A 19,497-nucleotide genomic window follows, 5' to 3' on the forward strand; every position below is an offset into this window, starting at 1 on the left:
CACCTGACCAGCGATGTCACCGCGCGTATAGATGATCACCCAGCGTACCGGAACCGGCCATCGGGCGGCCCCGCGGCAAGCGAAGAAATTCGCCCGCACGGGGCATACCGGCGCGGCCGGGAAATCCCCGTCAGGAGAACCGGGCCTTGCCCGGGCCGTCCTCGACGAAGCTCCGCATCCCGATCTCCCGGTCCTCGGTGGCGAACAGCCCGGCGAACCAGTTCCGTTCGATGGCGAGCCCGGTGTCGAGGTCCGTCTCAAGACCCGCGTCCACCGCCTCCTTGGCGGCGCGCAGCGCCATCGCCGGGCCCTTGGCCAGCTTCGCCGCCCAGGCGTGGGCCTGCTCGTACACCTCCTCGGCCGGTACGACCCGGTCGACCAGCCCGATGGCGGCGGCCTCGTCGGCCTTCACCTGGCGGCCCGTGAAGATGAGGTCCTTGGCCCGGGACGGGCCCACCAGCCGGGCCAGGCGCTGGGTGCCGCCCGCGCCCGGGATCAGCCCGAGCAGGATCTCGGGCTGGCCGAGCTTGGCGTTCTCGGCGGCGATCCGGAAGTCGGCGCACAGCGCCAGCTCGCAGCCGCCGCCGAGCGCGTAGCCGGTGACGGCGGCGACCACGGGCTTGGGGATGCGGGCGACGGCGGTGAACGCGTCCTGGAGGTCGCGGGAGCGGGCCACCATCGCGGCGTGGTCCATGTCCCGCATCTCCTTGATGTCCGCGCCCGCCGCGAACACCTTCTCGCCGCCCCAGACGACCACGGCCCGTACGTCGTCCCGGCGGGTCACCTCACCGGCGAGTTCCCGCAGCCGGTCCTGGGTGGCGACGTCGAGCGCGTTCATCGGGGGGCGGTCGAGGCGGAAGGTGGCCACGCCGTCGGCGACCTGGAGATTCACAGTCATAGGCCGCAGGTTAGTGGGCCGCCGACGGGGAGCGCCCCGGTGCGCTTGGTCACAACCGGGGCGCGGCCGGGCCTACGCCTTCCACTTCTCCCAGGACATGTTCCAGTCGCTGAGCCCGTTGCCCGGCTGGATCGTCTCGTCGTCCGAATGCTTCACGATGACTACGTCCCCGATGAGCGACTGGCCGAAGAACCAGGCCGCCGGGGTGGACGGATCGCCTCCGCCGCGCTGGTCGAAGAGGCCGACGCAGCCGTGGCTGACATTGGCCGAGCCGAAGGTGGGACGGCCCGCCCAGTAGTTGCCGTGGAGGAAGGTGCCGGAGTCCGACAGCCGCATCGCGTGCGGCACGTCCTTGATGTCGTACTCACCCTTGAAGCCGACCGTCGCGCCGTCCATCCGGGTCACGACGAGCTTTTCGCTGATGACCATGGTGCCGTTGTACGTCTCGTGGCCGGGCGCGCCCGCGGTGATCGGGAGCGTCTTGAGGGTCTTGCCGTCGCGCTTGATCTTCATGGTGTGGGCCTTGGCGTCCACCACGGATATCTGGCTGCGGCCGATGGTGAACTTCACCGTCTTGTGCTGCTCCCCGTACACCCCCGGGCGGCCCTCGACGCCGTCGAGGTCCAGCTTCAGCGTCACCTTGGTGCCGGGCTTCCAGTACGTCGAAGGCCGGAAGTCCAGCCGGTCGTTGCCGAACCAGTGGCTCGCGATCGGCACCGACGGGGAGGCGCTGACCTTGACGCTCTTCTCGACCGCGGCCGGGTGGGTGATGCCCCGGTTGAAGCGGAGCGAGACAGGCATGCCGACGCCGACCGTGGAGCCGTCCTCGGGGCTGTAGACACCGACGAACGTCTCCTTGGGCTTGAGCGTGGTGAAGGTGGTGTGCTTGCGCGCGGCGCGGCCGTCCGCGTCCTTCGCGAGGGCGTCCACCGTGTACGTCGTGGCGGCGCGCAGACGGCCGTCCGGCTGCCAGCTCGTGCCGGCCCCGGTGGTCTTCCCGGCGACCGCACGGCCCTTGTCGTCCTCGACCTTCACGGACGCCAGCTTGCCCTTGGCCGCGGTGACCTTGAGCGCACCGCTGGTGCCGACGCCCTTCGCGCCGTCCCCCGGCTCGACCTTGACCTTGGCCGTGGACGGCCGCGGCTTGGCGGCCTCGGTGTCCTTGGCCTTGCCGTCGTCGCCGGAACCGCCGCCTCCGCCGCACGCGGCCACCAGCGCCAGCAGCGCGCCGAGCAGCAGCGCGAGAAGTCCCCTGCGACCCCGCACGGTCGCCACCCCCGATATCGGCCGCATCTTCACCACAGCAATCTCCCCTCTGCGGAGCCGCAGTCCCCCGCGGCGGCTCCGACACGCCGGACGCGCGCGAGGCGCGCCTGCCGATAGGTAATCACATCGCACCGACAGCGGGATCATTTGCGAGGGTTACGGTTCTGTCCCAGGTGGGAGCGGTCCCGTGACCGGCCGCATGACCGGTGACAGGCGCACCCGGCGCGGACACGTGAGGGCCGGCGGGATTACGGGCACAACAGGGCTACCGGGCACAGCCGGACGCGGTCGGGACGCCGCGGGGCGGTGCCGCCCGGTCCGTCGGGCTCCGGACGGGAGGTGCGGAGCCCGGTCCCGTGCGAGCCGCCGGAGGCGCATGTGTCGAAAGCAGCCGAGCAGCACACCCTGGAGCCCTCCGACGGCTTACCCGCCCCGCCCGCCGCCGGGCCGGCGCTCCGCCGCACCGCCGAGCCCGCGCCGCTGCCCGCCCCGCGCGGCGGCACCCCGGCGGCCGGGCCCGCCGTCTGGCCGGGCAGCCCGCAGCCGCTCGGCGCGCGCGTGCACCGGGGTCCCGGGGGCGTGCCCGGCACCAACTTCGCGCTGTGGGCGGGCGGCGCGGAGGCCGTCGAGCTGTGTCTGTTCGACGACGACGGCGCGGAGACCCGCCACGCGCTGACCGAGCGGACCCACGAGGTCTGGCACGGCTTCGTGCCCGGCGTGCTGCCCGGCCGCCGGTACGGCTACCGCGTGCACGGCCGCTGGGACCCGTGGACCGGCGCCCGCTGGAATCCGGCCAAGCTGCTGCTGGACCCGTACGCGCGCGCCGTGGACGGCGACTTCGGGCCGCCCGGCGGTCCGCTGCCCCCCGAGGTCTACGGCCATGTGCGGGACTGGCCGCAGCAGCACGTCGCCGACACCGTACGGGACGAGCGCGACTCCGCCCCGTACGTCCCCAAGGGCGTGGTCGTGGACGACGACACCTGGGGCGGGCCGCCGGACGAGTGGACCGACGACCGCCGCCCCAAGACCCCCTGGGCCGAGTCGGTGATCTACGAGCTCCATGTGCGCGGCTTCACCATGCGCCACCCCGGCGTCCCGCCCGAGCTGCGCGGCACGTACGCCGGGCTCGCCCACCCCGCCGCGGTCGAGCACCTGACCCGGCTCGGGGTGACGGCGGTGGAGCTGCTGCCGGTGCACCAGTTCGCGCACGAGGACCATCTGCTGCGGCGGCACTTGCGCAACTACTGGGGCTACAACTCCATCGGCTACTTCGCGCCGCACGCCGGGTACGCGGCCACCGGCACCCGCGGCCAGCAGGTGGGCGAGTTCCGGCGGATGGTGCGCGCCCTGCACGCCGCCGGGATCGAGGTGATCCTCGACGTCGTCTACAACCACACCGCCGAGGCGGGCGAGCTGGGCCCGACCCTGTCGCTGCGCGGCATCGACAACCGCGGCTACTACCGGCTCCAGCAGGACCCGCGCCGCTACGCGGACTTCACCGGCTGCGGCAACACCCTCCAGACCTTCCGGCCGCACGTCCTCCGGCTGATCACCGACTCACTGCGCTACTGGGTCACCGAGATGGGCGTGGACGGCTTCCGCTTCGACCTGGCGAGCGCGCTGGCCCGCTCCTCGCCCGGCGGCGGCACGGGGGTGGACATGCTGTCCCCCTTCCTCGCCGTGATCGCCCAGGACCCGGTGCTGCGCCGCGTCAAGCTGATCGCCGAGCCCTGGGACGTCGGCTCCGGCGGCTACCAGGTGGGCGCGTTCCCGCCGCTGTGGGCCGAGTGGAACGACCGCTACCGGGACGCCGTACGGGACTTCTGGCGCGGCGCCCTGCCCGATGTGCGCGACCTCGGCTACCGGCTCTCCGGCTCCAGCGACCTGTACGGGCACGGCGGCCGCGGCCCGTGCGCCTCGGTCAACTTCATCACCGCCCACGACGGCTTCACCCTGCGCGACCTGGTGAGCTACGAGCGCAAGCACAACGAGGGCAACGGCGAGGGCAACCGCGACGGCACCCACGACAACCGCTCCTGGAACAGCGGCGCCGAGGGCGAGACCGACGACCCGGACATCCGCGCCCTGCGCCGCCGCAGGCTGCGCGGACTGCTCGCCACCCTGCTGCTGTCCACCGGCGTCCCGATGCTCGTCGCGGGCGACGAGATGGGCCGCACCCAGGGCGGCAACAACAACGCGTACTGCCAGGACAACGCCACCGGCTGGGTCGACTGGTCGCTGCTGGACGACCCGGGCTGGCAGGCGCTCACCGACCTCACCGCCCGGCTGATCCGGCTGCGCCGCGCCCACCCGGTGCTGCGGCGGCCCACCTTCTTCTCCGGCCGCGCCCGGCCCCCGGACGGGGTGCGCGACCTCGCCTGGTTCACGCCGCGCGGCGAGGAGATGACCGAATCCGACTGGTACGCGCCCACCACCGCCCTCGGCGCCTACCTCTCCGGCCGCGACCTGCCGCAGCGGGACGCGGGCGGGGCGCCGGTCACCGACGACACCTTCCTCACGCTGCTCCACGCGGGCCCCGCGCCGATGGCCTTCCACCTGCCAGGACCGCCGTGGGCCGCGGGCTACGAACTCCTCCTGGACACCTCCCGCGAGGAGCAGGACGCCGCACCGGGCGCACGGTATCCGGCGGGTGCGTCGATCGAGCTACCGGAGCGCTCGGTTCTGCTGCTGCGCGCTCTTACCTCCGCGGACCTACGCCAAAAAACCGAGTGAGCGCTGTCAGTGGCGGACCGTAGTCTCGCCACTGATGGCTGTGACGACGACACCACCCCGGGACCAGGAGAGCGGAGCCGCCCCGCGGCACCGCTCCACCACGCGTTCCCTGCTGCGGCTGTGGCCCTATGTGCGCCCGGTGCGGGCCCGGCTGTTCACGGCGGCCGCGGCCGCGGTCGTCGCCTCCTGCCTGGGCCTGGTCATCCCGCTCGTCCTCAAGTGGATGGTGGACGGCCCGGTCGCCGACCGCGACCCGGGCGGGGTGTGGCTGGGCGGTGCGCTGCTGTTCGCCCTCGGGGTGGCCGAGGCCGGGCTGTTCGGGCTGCGGCGCTGGCTGGTGGCGCGGCCGCTGGCGTCCGTCGAGGCCTCGATGCGGGCCTCCCTCTACCGCCACCTCCAGCGGCTGCCGGTCACCTTCCACGACCGCTGGGCCTCGGGCCAGCTGCTGTCGCGCGCCACGACCGATCTGATGCTGCTGCGCATGTTCCTGGCCTTCCCGCTGACCTTCCTGGTGGTCAACGGGGTCACCATTCTGGTCGGCTTCGCGATCCTGCTGGCGCAGCAGTGGACGCTGGGGCTGGTGCTGCTGGTCCCGGCCGTGCCGCTGATGATCCTCTGCTCGCTGTTCGAGACGCGCTATTCGGCCATCGCGCGCAGCGTCCAGGACCAGACCGGTGATCTGACGACGGTCGTCGAGGAGGGCGTGCTCGGCATCCGCATCGTCAAGGGCTTCGGCCGCCACCGCAGCCAGGCGCGGGCCTTCCGCGCCCTGTCGGAGCGGGTGCGGACCACCGAGCTGCGCAAGGCGGGGCTGCTGGCCACCATCTGGGCGCTGATCATGACCCTGCCGGAGCTGGCGATCGGCGCGGCCCTGGTCCTCGGCACCATCCAGGTCGCCGACGGCGACCTCTCGGCGGGCACGCTCGTCGCCTTCCTCTCCACGGCCCTGGCCCTGCGCTGGCCGGTGGAGTCGCTTGGCTTCCTGCTGGCGATGAGCCAGGACTCGGCGACGGCCACCGACCGCTTCTTCGAGGTCATGGACGCCACCCCGGCGGACGCCGGCGACCGCCCGGTGGAGAACGCGGCGTCCGTGCTGCCCCGGCAGCGGGGCGAGGGCGGGCTGCGGTTCGAGGCGGTCGAGTTCCGGTACGGCGACGCTCCCCCGGGCACCCCGCCCGTGCTGCGCGGGGTGGACCTGCACATCCGGCCCGGCGAGACCATGGCGCTTGTCGGCGCGACCGGCTCCGGAAAGACCACGCTGACCGCGCTCGTCCCCCGGCTGCACGAGGTGACGAGCGGGCGGATCACGCTCGACGGGCGGGATATCACCGCGCTCCCCCGCGAGGAGTTGCGCGCCCTGGTCGCCGTCGCCTTCGAGGAGCCCACGCTGTTCTCGGCGACGGCCGGTGAGAACGTGCTGATGGGCGCGGACGGCGCCGACCGGGCCGCGCTGGCGCGGGCCCTGAAGGTGGCCCAGGCCGAGTTCGTGCACGCCCTGCCGCGCGGCACCGACACCGAGGTGGGTGAGCAGGGGCTGAGCCTGTCCGGCGGGCAGCGGCAGCGGCTCGCGCTGGCCCGCGCCGTCGTCGGCGCACCGCGCTTCCTGGTGCTGGACGACCCGCTGTCCGCGCTGGACGTGCACACCGAGGCCCGGGTGGAGGCCGCGCTGCGGCAGGTCCTCGCGACCACGACCGCGCTGGTCGTCGCGCACCGGCCGTCGACCGTGCTGCTCGCCGACCGGGTGGCGCTGCTGGAGGAGGGCCGTATCGCCGCCGTCGGCACCCACCACCAACTGCTGCGGGACAGCGCCGCCTACCGGGCGCTGATGTCGGGACAGGACGGCGAGGACGACGAGGGCGGAAACGGAGAGGACGGCCCATGACGACGGCCGAGGACGCCCGGGAGACCGAGGGCGCCGAGAAGAGCACGGCCACGGAGGAGCGCCCGGCGTCGGAGGACCCCTTCGACCACGATGTGCTGCCCGCGCCCAAGGGTGCCTCCCTGTCGCTGCTGCGCTCGCTGCTCGCCCCGCGCCGCGCCCGCGTCCGGCTCGCGGCCGTCCTCCTGCTGCTGCAGCAGGCCGCTGTGCAGGCGGGCCCGCTGCTCGTCGCGTTCGCCATCGACCGCGCGGTGCCCGCCTTCCGGGACGGCGACCACGGGCCGCTCATCGCCGTCGGCGCCGGCTACCTGGGCTGCGCGCTCGCCTCCGGCGGCCTCCAGTTCGCGTTCATCCGCGCCTCCGCCCGCATCAGCCAGGACGTGCTGCTGGACCTGCGGGGCCGGATCTACCGCCACGCCCAGGTCCTCAGCGTGGACTTCCACGAGCGGTACACCTCCGGGCGGCTCATCTCCCGCGCCACGACGGACGTCGAATCACTGCGGGAGCTGCTGAACGAGGGCCTCGAGGAACTGCTCGGCATCGCCCTGTCCGTCGTCTACATCGCCCTCACCCTGCTGTACCTGGACTGGGGGCTCGGCGGCGCGGCGGTGCTCTCCTTCTGGCCGCTGTATCTGCTCGTCCGCTCCTTCCAGCGCCGGTCGATGCGCGTCTACCGCAAGCGGTCGACGGCCACCGCCGCGGTCATCGTCGCCTTCACCGAGACCATGAACGGCATCCGCCCGGTGCAGGCCTTCCGCCGCGAGCGCGCCAACGACGCCCGCTTCGACGAGCTGAACGGCCGCCACCAGCGGATCAACGGGACCGCGATCCTGGAGATGGCCCGCTATGTGGTCGGCTCCCGGCTGATCGCCAACACGGCGGTCGCCGCCATCGTGCTGTGGGGCGCCTACCGGGTCGCCGCGGGCGGTCTGGAGCTGGGCGTGCTGGCCGCGGCCGCGCTGTATCTGCGCAGGCTGTACGACCCGATCGACCGCCTGGGCATGTTCCTCAACTCCTACCAGTCCGCCGCCGCCTCCCTGGAGAAGATCGCGGGCCTGCTGGCCCAGCGGCCCTCCGTCCCCGAACCGGCCGACCCCCGCCCCCTGCCGCCGCGCCCCACCCGGGCGCCCGGCCGCGAGGTCGTCTTCGACGGGGTGCGCTTCGCGTACCGCACCGGCGGCGAGGTGCTGCCCCGCTTCGACCTCACCCTGCCCGCCGGGCAGACGGTCGCCGTGGTCGGCGCGACCGGCGCGGGCAAGTCCACGCTCGCCAAACTGCTCGCCCGCTTCTACGACCCCACCGAGGGCCGGGTGCTGCTCGACGGCGTCGATCTGCGCGACCTGGCCACGCCCGAACTGCGCCGCGGGGTGGTCATGGTGACCCAGGAGGCGTTCCTGTTCTCGGGCACCGTCGCGGACAACATCACCATCGGCCGCCCCGACGCCACCCGCGCCGAGGTCGAGCAGGCCGCCAAGGCCATCGGCGCGCACGACTTCATCACCGCCCTGCCCGACGGCTACGACACCGACGTGCGCAAGCGCGGCGGCCGGATCTCCGCCGGCCAGCGCCAGCTGGTCGCCTTCGCCCGCGCCCTCCTCGCCGACCCCGCCGTCCTCATCCTCGACGAGGCCACGTCCTCCCTCGACATCCCGGGCGAACGCGCCGTCCAGCGCGCCATGGACACGGTGCTGCGCGGCCGCACCGCCGTCGTCATCGCCCACCGCCTCTCCACGGTGGAGATCGCCGACCGGGTGCTCGTGATGGCCGACGGCCGCATCGTCGAGGACGGCACCCCCGCCACCCTCATAGCGGGCGAGGGCCGCTTCGCGGCGCTGCACCAGGCGTGGCGGGACAGCCTCGTGTGACGCGCTCGCGGCACAGCGCCGTTCGACGAAGGTCAGGTGGCGCGGCAGGTCCAGCGGGGTCCACCCGGAGGGATCACCGACAGCGGACGTGGCTCGGACCGAACTCCCCTATCCGATATGCGGATACAGCACACGTGTCAACGGACACTTTCCGGTCAAGTTATTGTCGCGCTCCTGACAGGTTGAGTCCAATGATGGCACGCTACCCCCGACCGAGGTGCAGCAACTCATCACCGCCCTCGGGCCACCCCCCACGCCTGCACACCCCGTACCACGTGCTCCGCCATGCCCTGCCCGGGTGGCGAACCAGCCGTCCGGTCGTCCCGGCCGCGCCATCGCGCGGCCAGCGCAGAAGGAGTCAGCGTGAGACCCTTCCCCCAACGGCACCTCAGACCTCACAGACCCCACCGACGCGGCGCCGCGGCCGGCGCCCTCGTGGCCGCCGCCGCGATGATCGTCGTCGGTGTCCAGACCGGTCCCGCGACCGCACGCACGGGCGACGCCGCCACGGCCGCGGGCGGCACGATGGCCGCCAAGGCCCGCCCCGGCGCGCTGCCCGCGCAGCTGTCCCCCGCGGCCCGCACGGCGCTGATCCGCGCCGCCGACACCGCTTCCGCGAAGGCCGCCACCGCGAAGACGCTGGGCCTCGGGTCTCAGGAGAAGCTGGTCGTCAAGGACGTCATCAAGGACGCCGACGGCACCACCCACACCCGCTACGAGCGCACCTACGCCGGGCTTCCCGTCCTCGGCGGCGATCTGGTCGTGGACCGCGCCAAGAGCGGCGCGGTGGAGACGGTCGCGAAGGCCACCAAGGCCCGGCTGACGGTCCCGACGACCACCGCGGCCGTCAAGCCCGCCACCGCCGAGAAGGCCGCCGTGCAGGCCGCCGACGCGCAGGGCTCGCGGAAGACCGCGGCGGAGCGGGCGCCGCGCAAGGTGGTCTGGGCGGCGGACGGCAGGCCGACGCTCGCGTACGAGACCGTCGTCGGCGGCCTCCAGGAGGACGGCACGCCCAACGAGCTGCACGTCATCAGTGACGCGGCCACCGGAAGCAAGCTGTTCCAGTACCAGGGCGTCAAGAACGGCACCGGCAAGAGCCAGTACAGCGGGCAGGTCGACCTCGGCACCTCGGGCAGCGCGGGCTCGTACAGCCTGACCGACACCGGGCGCGGCAGCCACAAGACGTACAACCTGAACCGCGGCACCTCGGGCACCGGCACCCTGTTCACCGACGCCGACGACGTCTGGGGCAGCGGCACCACCGCCGACGCCGCCACCGCCGGGGTCGACGCGCACTACGGCGCCGCCGAGACGTGGGACTACTACAAGAACGTGCACGGCCGCAGCGGTATCCGGGGCGACGGCGTGGGCGCGTACTCCCGGGTCCACTACAGCAGCGGCTATGTCAACGCCTTCTGGCAGGACGCCTGCTTCTGCATGACGTACGGCGACGGCTCCGGCAACGCCAAGCCGCTGACCTCGATCGACGTGGCGGCGCACGAGATGAGCCACGGCGTCACCGCGGCCACCGCCAAGCTGGTCTACAGCGGCGAGTCCGGCGGCCTCAACGAGGGCACCTCCGACATCTTCGCCGCGGCGGTCGAGTTCTACGCGGACAACGCGGCCGACGTGGGCGACTACCTCGTCGGCGAGAAGATCGACATCAACGGCGACGGCACCCCGCTGCGCTACATGGACAAGCCCAGCAAGGACGGCGCCTCCAAGGACAGCTGGTACTCGGGCGTCGGCAACGTGGACGTGCACTACTCGTCCGGTGTCGCCAACCACTTCTTCTACCTGCTCTCCGAGGGCAGCGGCGCCAAGGTGATCAACGGCGTCAGCTACAACAGCCCGACCTCCGACGGGCTGCCGGTCACCGGCATCGGCCGGGACGCCGCCGAGCAGGTGTGGTTCAAGGCCCTCAGCCAGCGCATGACGTCCAACACCAACTACGCCGCCGCGCGCGAGGCGACGCTGTGGGCGGCGGGCGAGCTGTACGGCCAGGGCAGCCCCCAGTACAACGCGGTGGCGAACGCCTGGGCGGGGGTGAACGTCGGCACCCGTATCGCCGACGGCGTCACCGTCACCCCGCCCGGCGACCAGACCAGCATCGTCGGCCAGGCCACCAGCGTGCAGATCAAGGCCACCAGCTCCAACCCGGGCGCGCTGAGCTACGCGGCCACCGGGCTGCCGGCGGGCCTCTCGCTCGACTCCGCCACCGGCCTGATCTCCGGCACACCGACCACCGAGGGCACCGGCGCGGTGACCGTGACGGTGACCGACTCGGCGGGCAAGACCGGCACCGCGTCGTTCACCTGGACCGTCAACACCACCGGCGGCAACGTCTTCGAGAACACCACGGACGTCGCCATTCCGGACGGAGGGAACGCCGTCACCTCCCCGATCACCGTGAGCCGGGCCGGGAACGCCCCGTCCGCCCTCCAGGTGGCCGTGGACATCACTCACAGCTACCGCGGTGACCTGGTGATCGACCTGATCGCCCCGGACGGTACGGCCTACCGGCTCAAGGACTCCAGCCTCTTCGACTCGGCGGACGACGTGAAGGCCACGTACACCGTGGACGCCTCCTCCGAGACCGCGGTCGGCACCTGGAACCTCAAGGTCCAGGACATCTACCCGCAGGACTCCGGCACCATCAACGGCTGGAAGCTGACCTTCTGACACCCCGTCCGGAACCTCATCCGAACCCCCGCCCTTCGCGGCGGTGAACCACCAGAACCAGGCGCCGCCAGGAGTGACCCGACTCCTCCTGGCGGCGTCTCCATGCGCGATTCCATGCGCGATTCCATGAACAATTTCCGCCAGACCCGCCGGGAAACCCGTGACATGTCCGCGGCTTGTATGACAGTCTGCCCACGCATTACGCACCAGTACCTCTTGTTCAGTGCCGTGCCGCGCATCCCGCTGCCCGGCACTGACCCCCCACAGCAACGAGGGAGTTAGCGTGAGCAAGACCTTCAGCATGCCCATATCCGGGGGCGGAAAGCGCCGTTCGGCGATCGCCGCCGGTGCCGCGGTCGCCACCGCCGCGCTGCTGGCCACCGGACTCACCACCGGATCGGCCGGTGCCGCACCGGCCGACGCGGGAGCCCGCGCGGGCGCCCAGCCCGCCAAGCTCACCGCGTCCGCCCGCGCCGAGCTGCTGCGCGACGCGAACGCCACCAAGGCCGACACGGCGAAGACCCTCGGCCTCGGCGCGAAGGAGAAGCTGGTCGTCAAGGACGTCATCAAGGACGCCGACGGCACCACCCACACCCGCTACGACCGCACCTACGACGGACTCCCCGTCCTCGGCGGAGACCTGGTGGTCCACCAGGCCAGAAGCGGCAAGGTGAGCGGCGTCAGCAAGGCCACCGAGGCCACCGTCAAGGTCGCCACCACCCAGGCCGAGGCCGCCCCGAGCACCGCCGCGCGGACCGCCGTGAAGGCTGCCCGAGCAGACGACAGCACGCAGGCGAAGGCGCGGACCCCGCACAAGGTGATCTGGGCCGCCACCGGCAAGCCGGTCCTGGCGTACGAAACCGTCGTCGGCGGCGTCCAGAAGGACGGCACCCCGAACGAGCTGCATGTCATCACCGACGCGGCCACCGGCAAGAAGCTCTACGAGCGCCAGGGCGTCGAAACCGGCAGCGGCCAGAGCGAGTACAGCGGCAAGGTGGAGCTGGGCACCTCCAAGGAGGGCAGCGGCTACACCCTGACCGACGCCGACCGCGGCGGCCACAAGACCCTCAACCTGGAGAACAAGGAGGACGGCGAGGGCAAGGCGTTCACCGACGAGGACGACGCCTGGGGCAACGGCAAGGGCGACGACCCGCAGACCGCCGCCGTGGACGCCCACTACGGCGCCGCCACCACCTGGGACTACTACAAGAAGGTGCACGGCCGCGACGGCATCGGCGGCGACGGCAAGGCCGCCACGTCCCGCGTCCACTACGGCGACAACTACGTCAACGCGTTCTGGGAAGACTCCTGCTTCTGCATGACGTACGGCGACGGGGAGGGCAACAAGGCCCCGCTGACCGCCCTCGACGTCGCGGCGCACGAGATGACCCACGGCGTCACCTCCAAGACCGCGGGCCTGGAGTACAGCGGCGAGTCCGGCGGCCTCAACGAGGCCACCTCCGACATCTTCGGCTCCGCCGTCGAGTTCAACGCCAAGAACACCGAAGACCCCGGTGACTACCTCATCGGCGAGAAGATCGACATCAACGGCGACGGCACCCCGCTGCGCTACATGGACAAGCCCAGCAAGGACGGCGAGTCCGCGGACGCCTGGTCCGAGAAGGTCGGCGACCTCGACGTCCACTACTCCTCCGGTGTCGCCAACCACTTCTTCTACCTGCTGTCCGAGGGCAGCGGCGCCAAGGAGATCGGCGGCGTCAAGTACGACAGCCCGACCTCCGACGGCAAGAAGGTCGAGGGCATCGGGCGGGACAAGGCCGAGAAGATCTGGTTCAAGGCCCTCACCACATACATGACCTCCACCACGGACTATCACGCGGCGCGTGAGGCAACCCAGAAGGCCGCGAACGACCTCTATGGGAAGGACAGCCCCGAGGCCAAGGGCGTCGACGCCGCCTGGGCCGGGGTCAACGTGAAGTAGACGCGACGGCGTTACCGATGCGTAACGCACGACATGCAGCCGGTGCCCGGGGATTGTCCCCGGGCACCGGTATGTTTTCTTCACAGCAAAGACACATCTTTGCCCGGTTGACCGACACGTCGGCCAACCTCCCATGACAACAGGAGATACGCGTGGATTCACGCTCGACGTCTGCCATATCCGGTATATCCCGTCACAGACGCTCGCGTACCGCCCTCGCCGCCGGAGCGGCCACCCTGGCCGCCTCCCTGCTCGCCGCCGGTGCCACCGCGGCCCCCGCGGGCGCGGCCACTCCGAAGTCCGGCACCGCCGCGTCCCTCGGGCTCGGCGGCAAGGAGAAGCTGATCGTCCGTGACGTCGTCAAGGACGCCGACGGCTCCACCCACACCCGCTACGAGCGCACCTACGACGGACTCCCGGTCCTCGGCGGCGACCTGATCGTCCACCAGGCGCCCAGCGGCGCCAAGGAGGGCGTCACCAAGGCCACCGACGCGCGCATCAAGGTCGCCGACACCCGCGCCTCCTTCGCCGCCTCCGGTGCCCAGCGCACCGCCCTGGCCGCCGCGAAGGCCGCCGACGTCACCGGCGCCACCACCGAGCGCGCCCCGCGCAAGGTGATCTGGGCCGCCACCGGCAAGCCCGTCCTGGCGTACGAGACCGTCATCGGCGGCCTCCAGAAGGACGGCACGCCGAACCGGCTGCACGTCATCACCGACGCCGACAGCGGCAAGAAGCTGTACGAGTACCAGGCCATCGAGACCGGCACCGGCACCGGCCAGCACAACGGCAAGGTCGCCGTCGGCTCGGTCAAGAGCGGCAGCCAGTGGCTGATGAAGGACACCGCGCGCGGCGGCCACCAGACGTACAACTCCAAGCACTCGTGGGACGACACCAAGAAGGGGTCGGCGTTCTACGACGCCGACAACGTCTGGGGCAACGGCAAGCCCACCATCGCGCAGACCGCCGCCGTGGACGTCCAGTACGGCGCCGCCATGACCTGGGACTACTACAAGAAGGTCCTCGGCCGCAACGGCATCAAGGGCAACGGCAAGGCCGCGTACTCCCGCGTCCACTACGGTGACGCGTACCAGAACGCCTTCTGGGACGACGCCTGCTTCTGCATGACCTACGGCGACGGCGAGGGCAACAAGAATCCGCTCACCTCGCTCGACGTCGCGGCCCACGAGATGAGCCACGGCCTCACCTCGGCCACCGCCAACCTGGAGTACTCCGGCGAGTCCGGCGGCCTCAACGAGGCGACCTCGGACATCTTCGGCACCGCCGTCGAGTTCTACTCCAAGAACGCCAAGGACCCCGGTGACTACCTCATCGGCGAGAAGATCGACATCAACGGCGACGGCACCCCGCTGCGCTACATGGACAAGCCCAGCAAGGACGGGCTGTCCTACGACTACTGGAAGAGCGGCGTCGGCGAGGACGACCCGCACTTCACCTCCGGCATCGCCAACCACTTCTTCTACCTGCTGGCCGAGGGCAGTGGCCGCAAGGTCATCGGCGGTGTCACGTACAACAGCCCGACCAAGGACGGCCGGGTCGTCAAGGGCATCGGCCGCGCCAAGGCCGAGAAGATCTGGTACAAGGCCCTGACCACGTACATGACCTCGACCACCAACTACGCCAAGGCCCGCACCGCGACGCTCAACGCCGCGAAGAAGCTGTACGGCGCCAACAGCACCGAGTACAAGGCGGTCAACAACGCCTGGGGCGGCGTCAACGTCAAGTGACGCCCCCGAGCTGACAACGGCCGGGCGGGCCCCGTGGCCCGCCCGGCCGGAAGCGTCCGGGAGCGGCCGGACCGGCTCAACCCGCCTGGCAGGCCCGCTGGTTCTCCGGCACCGAGCACGGCAGATGGCCGTGCTTCTCGATGACGTTCCGTCCGGTGTCCCCCGCCAGATAGTCGAGGAACTTCGAGGTCAGGGAGTTCGCGGGCGGCCGCGTGTAGGTGTACGCGTACTCCGGCTCCCAGAAGGGGTACGTCCGCTCCCGCACCGCCTCGACGGAGGGCCTGCGCCCGTCCAGGGCCGGCAGCCGCAGGCTCCCCTTGGCGGCGCCGGCTTCGGCGGAGTGCAGTTCGGCGTAGCCGATGGCGCCGGGGGTGTCCGCCACGGTCCGCAACACCTCGTCGGTGCTGTCGAGTTCACAGCGGATGACGGCGTCCTTGCGGAATTTCAGGGTCCGGCAGTTGTCGGAGGTGCGGGAGATCTCGTTGTCGCCCAGCACCCGCTTCTCGAACACCCCGCGCGTTCCCGACTTCGCGTCCCGGCTCACCAGCCGCACCGGCAGATCGGGGCCGCCGGGGAGCCGCTTCCAGTTGGTGATCCGGCCCGAGTACAGCCCGCGCAGATCCGTGAGCGACAGATCCGGCAGCCGGACGTCCTTGTTCAGCACCACGCTGAAGACGGACAGCGCCACCAGGTGCTCCTTGAGCTTCGGGTCCCCCTCCCCGTCCTGGCCGTCGGAGAACGCGAGGTACGAGGGGAACCCGCCCTTCGCCGCCTCCCCCGCCTCGCGCAGCGTGCCGGTGCCGCGCCCGCTGCCCTCCGCCCGCACCTCGACGCGGGCACCGGCGCAGTCGCTCTCGTACGCCCCGCCCAGATCCCGCGCCACCGGGCTGAACGCGGTCGAGCCGACGATCGTCAGCGTCCCCTCGGCGCATCCGCGCGGCAGCGGATGGTCCTGCCACAGCTGTGTGCCGAACGGCTGCAGGATCAGCAGGGCCAGCAGGCTCCCGATGAGCCCCAGCATCCGGTTGCTGGGCCGCCGGAACTTCTCGTTGTTCCGGATCCGGCCTTCCCTGATGCGCCCGCCCACATGCGGCGGCTTGTCCGTCCCGGCGCCCGTCAGCAGCACCAGCAGTTTGAAGTGGTCCCCCTTGTTCAGCGGCACCCGCGGCAGGGAGATCTCGTGGTTCTGGCAGATCAGCCCGGGCCGCTCCGCGCTGCCGTGCTGCGGCAGATGCCGCAGCAGATCCGGATGGCTGGGCTCGGTCACCGCCACGTCCCGCACGATCCGGTTCGGGAAGGTCGCGGTGAGCCCACGGTGGTTCGTCACCGGTGCGGTGATGTAGTCGTCCGTGTCGATGCTGCGGAAGCCGTCGTTCTCGATCCGCAGCAGCACCAGTGAGGCTCCGGCCAGATCCGGGGTGTTCTCCAGCATCCGCAGCCGCTGATGCATCTGCCCGTCCTGGGCGCTGTCGTCTATCAGCGTGTCCATCTGCACGCGGTATCCGATGCGCTTCCGCCCCGGGATCAGCCGCTCATAGGACAGCCCGCCGACCGTGACGACGACGCCGAGGAGCGCCAGCAGATTCTCCGGAGCCAGCAGCTGTTCCAGCCACTCCATGTCTTTTCCCCCGTCAGACGCGTGTCTTGGGGGGTGAATGTACGAGCCCATATCGGACATCGGGCGGCCATGGCCAAAACATCCCGCAGTGTTCGTCGTCCGTTCAACCACCATGGCCGACCGGCTCAGCGCATCAGGACTCCCGCGGCCTCGGAGGTGGTTTCGGAGGGGAGGGCGGTGAGGCCGAGTTCGGCGGGGGTGGCCAGGAGGGGGTGGGTGGGGAGGACGCGGACGGTGTAGCCGAAGGGGCCCGTGCGGTCGAGGGCGAGGGGGATTTCGTAGAGGTGGCGGCCCTCGTCGTCGGGGCCGGAGGTGGGCTTGAGGGGGATGGCGGTGGTGTCGGTCAGGCGGTCGGCCTCGTCCACCCGGCCCGCCACGGCCTGGACCTCGACGTCGGTGGGGTCGAGGCCGCCGAGGCGGACCTGGACGCGGAGGGAGAGGGAGGAGCCGAGCTCGGCGGCACCGCCGGGGGCGGGCGGGGTGAGCCGGGTTTCGACGTGGTCCACGGCCACCTGGGGCCATGCCTCGCGGACCCGGGTCTTCCAGGCGGACAGGTCGCGGGCCGTGGCGCGGTCGAGGGCGCGGTGGGCGCGGGCGGCCGGGGCGTAGAGCCGCTCGACGTACTCGCGCACCATGCGTCCCGCGTGCACCTTGGGGGCGAGGGTGGTGAGGGTCTGGCGCACCATGTCGATCCAGTGGCCGGGGAGGCCGTCGGGGCCGCGGTCGTAGAACTGCGGTGCGACCCGGTTCTCCAGCAGCTCGTAGAGGGCGGCCGCCTCCAGGTCGTCGCGGCGGTCGTCGTCGACGGCGGAGCCGTCGGCGGTGGGGATGGCCCAGCCGAAGTCGGGTTCGTACCACTCGTCCCACCAGCCGTCGAGGACGGAGAGGTTGAGGCAGCCGTTGAGGGCGGCCTTCATGCCGCTGGTGCCGCAGGCCTCCAGCGGGCGCAGCGGGTTGTTGAGCCAGACGTCGCAGCCGGGGTAGAGCTTCTGGGCCATGCCCATGCCGTAGTCCGGGAGGAAGACCAGGCGGTGCCGCACCCGGGGGTCGTCGGCGAAGCGGACGAGTTCCTGGACGAGACGCTTGCCGCCGTCGTCGGCCGGGTGGGCCTTGCCCGCGACGACGATCTGGAGGGGCCGCTCGGGGTGCAGCAGCAGCTCGGTGAGCCGGTCGCGGTCGCGCAGCATGAGGGTGAGCCGCTTGTACGAGGGGACGCGGCGGGCGAAGCCGATGGTGAGGACGTCGGGGTCGAGGACGGAGTCGATCCAGCCCAGTTCGGCGGTGCCCGCGCCGCGCTGCCGCCACGAGGCGTACAGCCGCTGCCGTACCTCGGCGACGAGCTGCTTGCGCAGGGTGCGGCGCAGTTCCCACAGTTCGGCGGCGGGGAGGTGGCCGAACTGGCGGGCGCCGAGCCGGGTGACCTCGGGGGCGCGCCAGGTGGGCGCGTGGACGCCGTTGGTGACGGAGGTGATGGGCACCTCGTCGGCGTCGAAGCCGGGCCACAGACCGGCGAACATCTCGCGGCTGACCTCGCCGTGGAGGGTGGAGACCCCGTTGGCGCGCTGGGCCAGCCGCAGCCCCATGACGGCCATGTTGAACAGGCCGGGCTCGCCGCCGGGGTAGGTCTCCCGGCCGAGGGCGAGGACGCGCTCGACGCCGATGCCGGGCAGTTCGCCGTCGTCCCCGAAGTGGCGGGCGACGAGGTCGCGGTCGAACCGGTCGATCCCGGCGGGCACCGGGGTGTGGGTGGTGAAGACGGTGCCGGCCCGTACGGTCTCGTGGGCGGACGCGAAGTCCGCCTCCGTCGTGTCCACGAGTTCGCGGATGCGCTCCAGGCCGAGGAATCCGGCGTGGCCCTCGTTGGTGTGGAAGACCTCGGGCGCGGCGTGCCCGGTGATACGGCAGTACGCGCGCACCGCGCGCACCCCGCCGATGCCGAGCAGCATCTCCTGCAGCAGCCGGTGCTCGCTGCCGCCGCCGTAGAGCCGGTCGGTGACATCGCGCTCACCGGGGCCGTTGCCTTCCACGTCCGAGTCGAGCAGCAGCAGCGGCACCCGGCCGACCTGGGCCTGCCAGATCTGCGCGTGCAGCGGGCGGCCGCCGGGGAGGGCGAGCGTGACCCGCGCCGGGCGGCCGACGCCCGCGCCGGGCTCGTGCAGCAGGGTGAGCGGCAGCTCGTTGGGGTCGAGGACGGGGTACTGCTCCTGCTGCCAGCCCTCGCGGGAGAGGGACTGCCGGAAGTAGCCGTGGCGGTAGAGCAGTCCGACGCCGATGAGAGGGACGCCGAGGTCGCTGGCGGCCTTGAGGTGGTCACCGGCGAGGATGCCGAGCCCGCCGGAGTACTGGGGCAGCGCGGCGGTGATGCCGAACTCTGGCGAGAAGTAGGCGATGGCGGCGGGCAGTCGGGGGGACACGTCGGCTCCCCCCGGCTCCCGGACCCCGGCCGTGGGCCCGGCCGGGGCCGCACCGGCCGACGGGGCCGCACCGGCCGACCGGTCCGCCGGGGGCGGGGCGTCCGACCGGTCCGCCGGGGGCGGGGCGTCCGACCGGTCCGGGGCGGCCGCTGTGCGGCCCTGGTACCAGCGGGGGGCGTTCATATAGTCGTCCAGGTCCTCGGCGGCCGCACCGAGCCGCCGCAGGAAGCCGCGGTCCGCGGCGAGTTCCGCCAGCCGGGCGACGGGTACGGCGCTCAGCAGCCGCACCGGGTCGCCGCTGCAGGCCCGCCAGCCCTCGGGGTCCATGGCCTCGAACAGCTCGCGGGTCTCGGGGTGCCACGACCAGCGCAGATTGCGCGCCAGCCGGTGAAGCGGTCGTAGGGGTTCCGGGAGCACGGGACGCACGCTGAAGCGACGGATGGCCTTCACACCTT

10 protein-coding genes are annotated in these 19,497 nt (G+C 72.0%); 6 read left to right on the top strand and 4 right to left on the bottom strand.

Going from position 1 to position 19,497, the window contains the following annotated elements; all coding sequences use genetic code 11:
- Window positions 1-130: 130 nt before the first annotated feature.
- Both ACFZCY_RS28060 and ACFZCY_RS28065 read right to left on the bottom strand, forming a co-directional pair.
- Window positions 131-898, bottom strand: coding sequence for an enoyl-CoA hydratase-related protein (locus tag ACFZCY_RS28060; protein ID WP_391179032.1), 768 nt, complete (start codon window positions 896-898; stop codon window positions 131-133).
- A gap of 72 nt (window positions 899-970) precedes the next feature.
- Window positions 971-2,191: an Ig-like domain-containing protein gene (locus ACFZCY_RS28065; protein ID WP_391179295.1), complete on the bottom strand. Its 1,221-nt coding sequence runs from the start codon at window positions 2,189-2,191 to the stop codon at window positions 971-973.
- 351 nt (window positions 2,192-2,542) lie between these two features.
- On the opposite strand from ACFZCY_RS28065, the gene glgX reads away from it, so the two are divergent.
- The 6 genes from glgX (at window position 2,543) to ACFZCY_RS28095 (ending at window position 15,010) form a co-directional block, all read left to right on the top strand.
- Window positions 2,543-4,897, top strand: coding sequence for a glycogen debranching protein GlgX (glgX, locus tag ACFZCY_RS28070; RefSeq protein WP_391179035.1), 2,355 nt, complete (start codon window positions 2,543-2,545; stop codon window positions 4,895-4,897).
- 34 nt (window positions 4,898-4,931) lie between these two features.
- Window positions 4,932-6,779 (top strand): ABC transporter transmembrane domain-containing protein, encoded by a 1,848-nt coding sequence (locus tag ACFZCY_RS28075; RefSeq protein WP_391179048.1) that lies wholly within the window; start codon window positions 4,932-4,934, stop codon window positions 6,777-6,779.
- Window positions 6,776-8,641, top strand: coding sequence for an ABC transporter transmembrane domain-containing protein (locus ACFZCY_RS28080; RefSeq protein ID WP_391179061.1), 1,866 nt, complete (start codon window positions 6,776-6,778; stop codon window positions 8,639-8,641). Before ACFZCY_RS28075 ends, ACFZCY_RS28080 begins: the two co-directional genes overlap by 4 nt.
- A gap of 450 nt (window positions 8,642-9,091) precedes the next feature.
- Window positions 9,092-11,323: a M4 family metallopeptidase gene (locus tag ACFZCY_RS28085; protein WP_391179297.1), complete on the top strand. Its 2,232-nt coding sequence runs from the start codon at window positions 9,092-9,094 to the stop codon at window positions 11,321-11,323.
- A gap of 301 nt (window positions 11,324-11,624) precedes the next feature.
- Window positions 11,625-13,265, top strand: a complete 1,641-nt coding sequence (locus ACFZCY_RS28090) for a M4 family metallopeptidase (RefSeq protein WP_391179300.1) — start codon at window positions 11,625-11,627, stop codon at window positions 13,263-13,265.
- 152 nt (window positions 13,266-13,417) lie between these two features.
- A complete protein-coding gene (locus ACFZCY_RS28095) occupies window positions 13,418-15,010 on the top strand; it encodes a M4 family metallopeptidase (protein ID WP_391179064.1) in 1,593 nt (530 codons plus the stop codon).
- A gap of 76 nt (window positions 15,011-15,086) precedes the next feature.
- Here the strand turns inward: ACFZCY_RS28095 and ACFZCY_RS28100 are convergent, their stop codons facing one another.
- Entirely contained in the window at window positions 15,087-16,628 is a 1,542-nt protein-coding gene (locus ACFZCY_RS28100) for a substrate-binding domain-containing protein (protein ID WP_391179066.1), read from the bottom strand.
- Window positions 16,629-16,753: 125 nt separating this feature from the next.
- Window positions 16,754-19,492, bottom strand: coding sequence for an alpha-glucan family phosphorylase (gene glgP, locus ACFZCY_RS28105; RefSeq protein ID WP_391179069.1), 2,739 nt, complete (start codon window positions 19,490-19,492; stop codon window positions 16,754-16,756).
- Between the last annotated feature and the right edge of the window lie 5 nt (window positions 19,493-19,497).

The sequence above is a fragment of the Streptomyces sp. NPDC007983 genome, from assembly GCF_042958345.1.
Taxonomy (GTDB): Bacteria; Actinomycetota; Actinomycetes; order Streptomycetales; family Streptomycetaceae; genus Streptomyces.

Excerpts from the sequence above, each read along its gene's own strand:
- ACFZCY_RS28085 (WP_391179297.1), top strand. The coding sequence starts at position 9,092 with ATGATCGTCGTCGGTGTCCAGACCGGTCCCGCGACCGCACGCACGGGC.
- ACFZCY_RS28080 (WP_391179061.1), top strand. The coding sequence starts at position 6,776 with ATGACGACGGCCGAGGACGCCCGGGAGACCGAGGGCGCCGAGAAGAGC.
- ACFZCY_RS28065 (WP_391179295.1), bottom strand. The coding sequence starts at position 2,191 with ATGCGGCCGATATCGGGGGTGGCGACCGTGCGGGGTCGCAGGGGACTT.
- ACFZCY_RS28100 (WP_391179066.1), bottom strand. The coding sequence starts at position 16,628 with ATGGAGTGGCTGGAACAGCTGCTGGCTCCGGAGAATCTGCTGGCGCTC.
- ACFZCY_RS28090 (WP_391179300.1), top strand. The coding sequence starts at position 11,625 with ATGCCCATATCCGGGGGCGGAAAGCGCCGTTCGGCGATCGCCGCCGGT.
- ACFZCY_RS28075 (WP_391179048.1), top strand. The coding sequence starts at position 4,932 with ATGGCTGTGACGACGACACCACCCCGGGACCAGGAGAGCGGAGCCGCC.
- ACFZCY_RS28060 (WP_391179032.1), bottom strand. The coding sequence starts at position 898 with ATGACTGTGAATCTCCAGGTCGCCGACGGCGTGGCCACCTTCCGCCTC.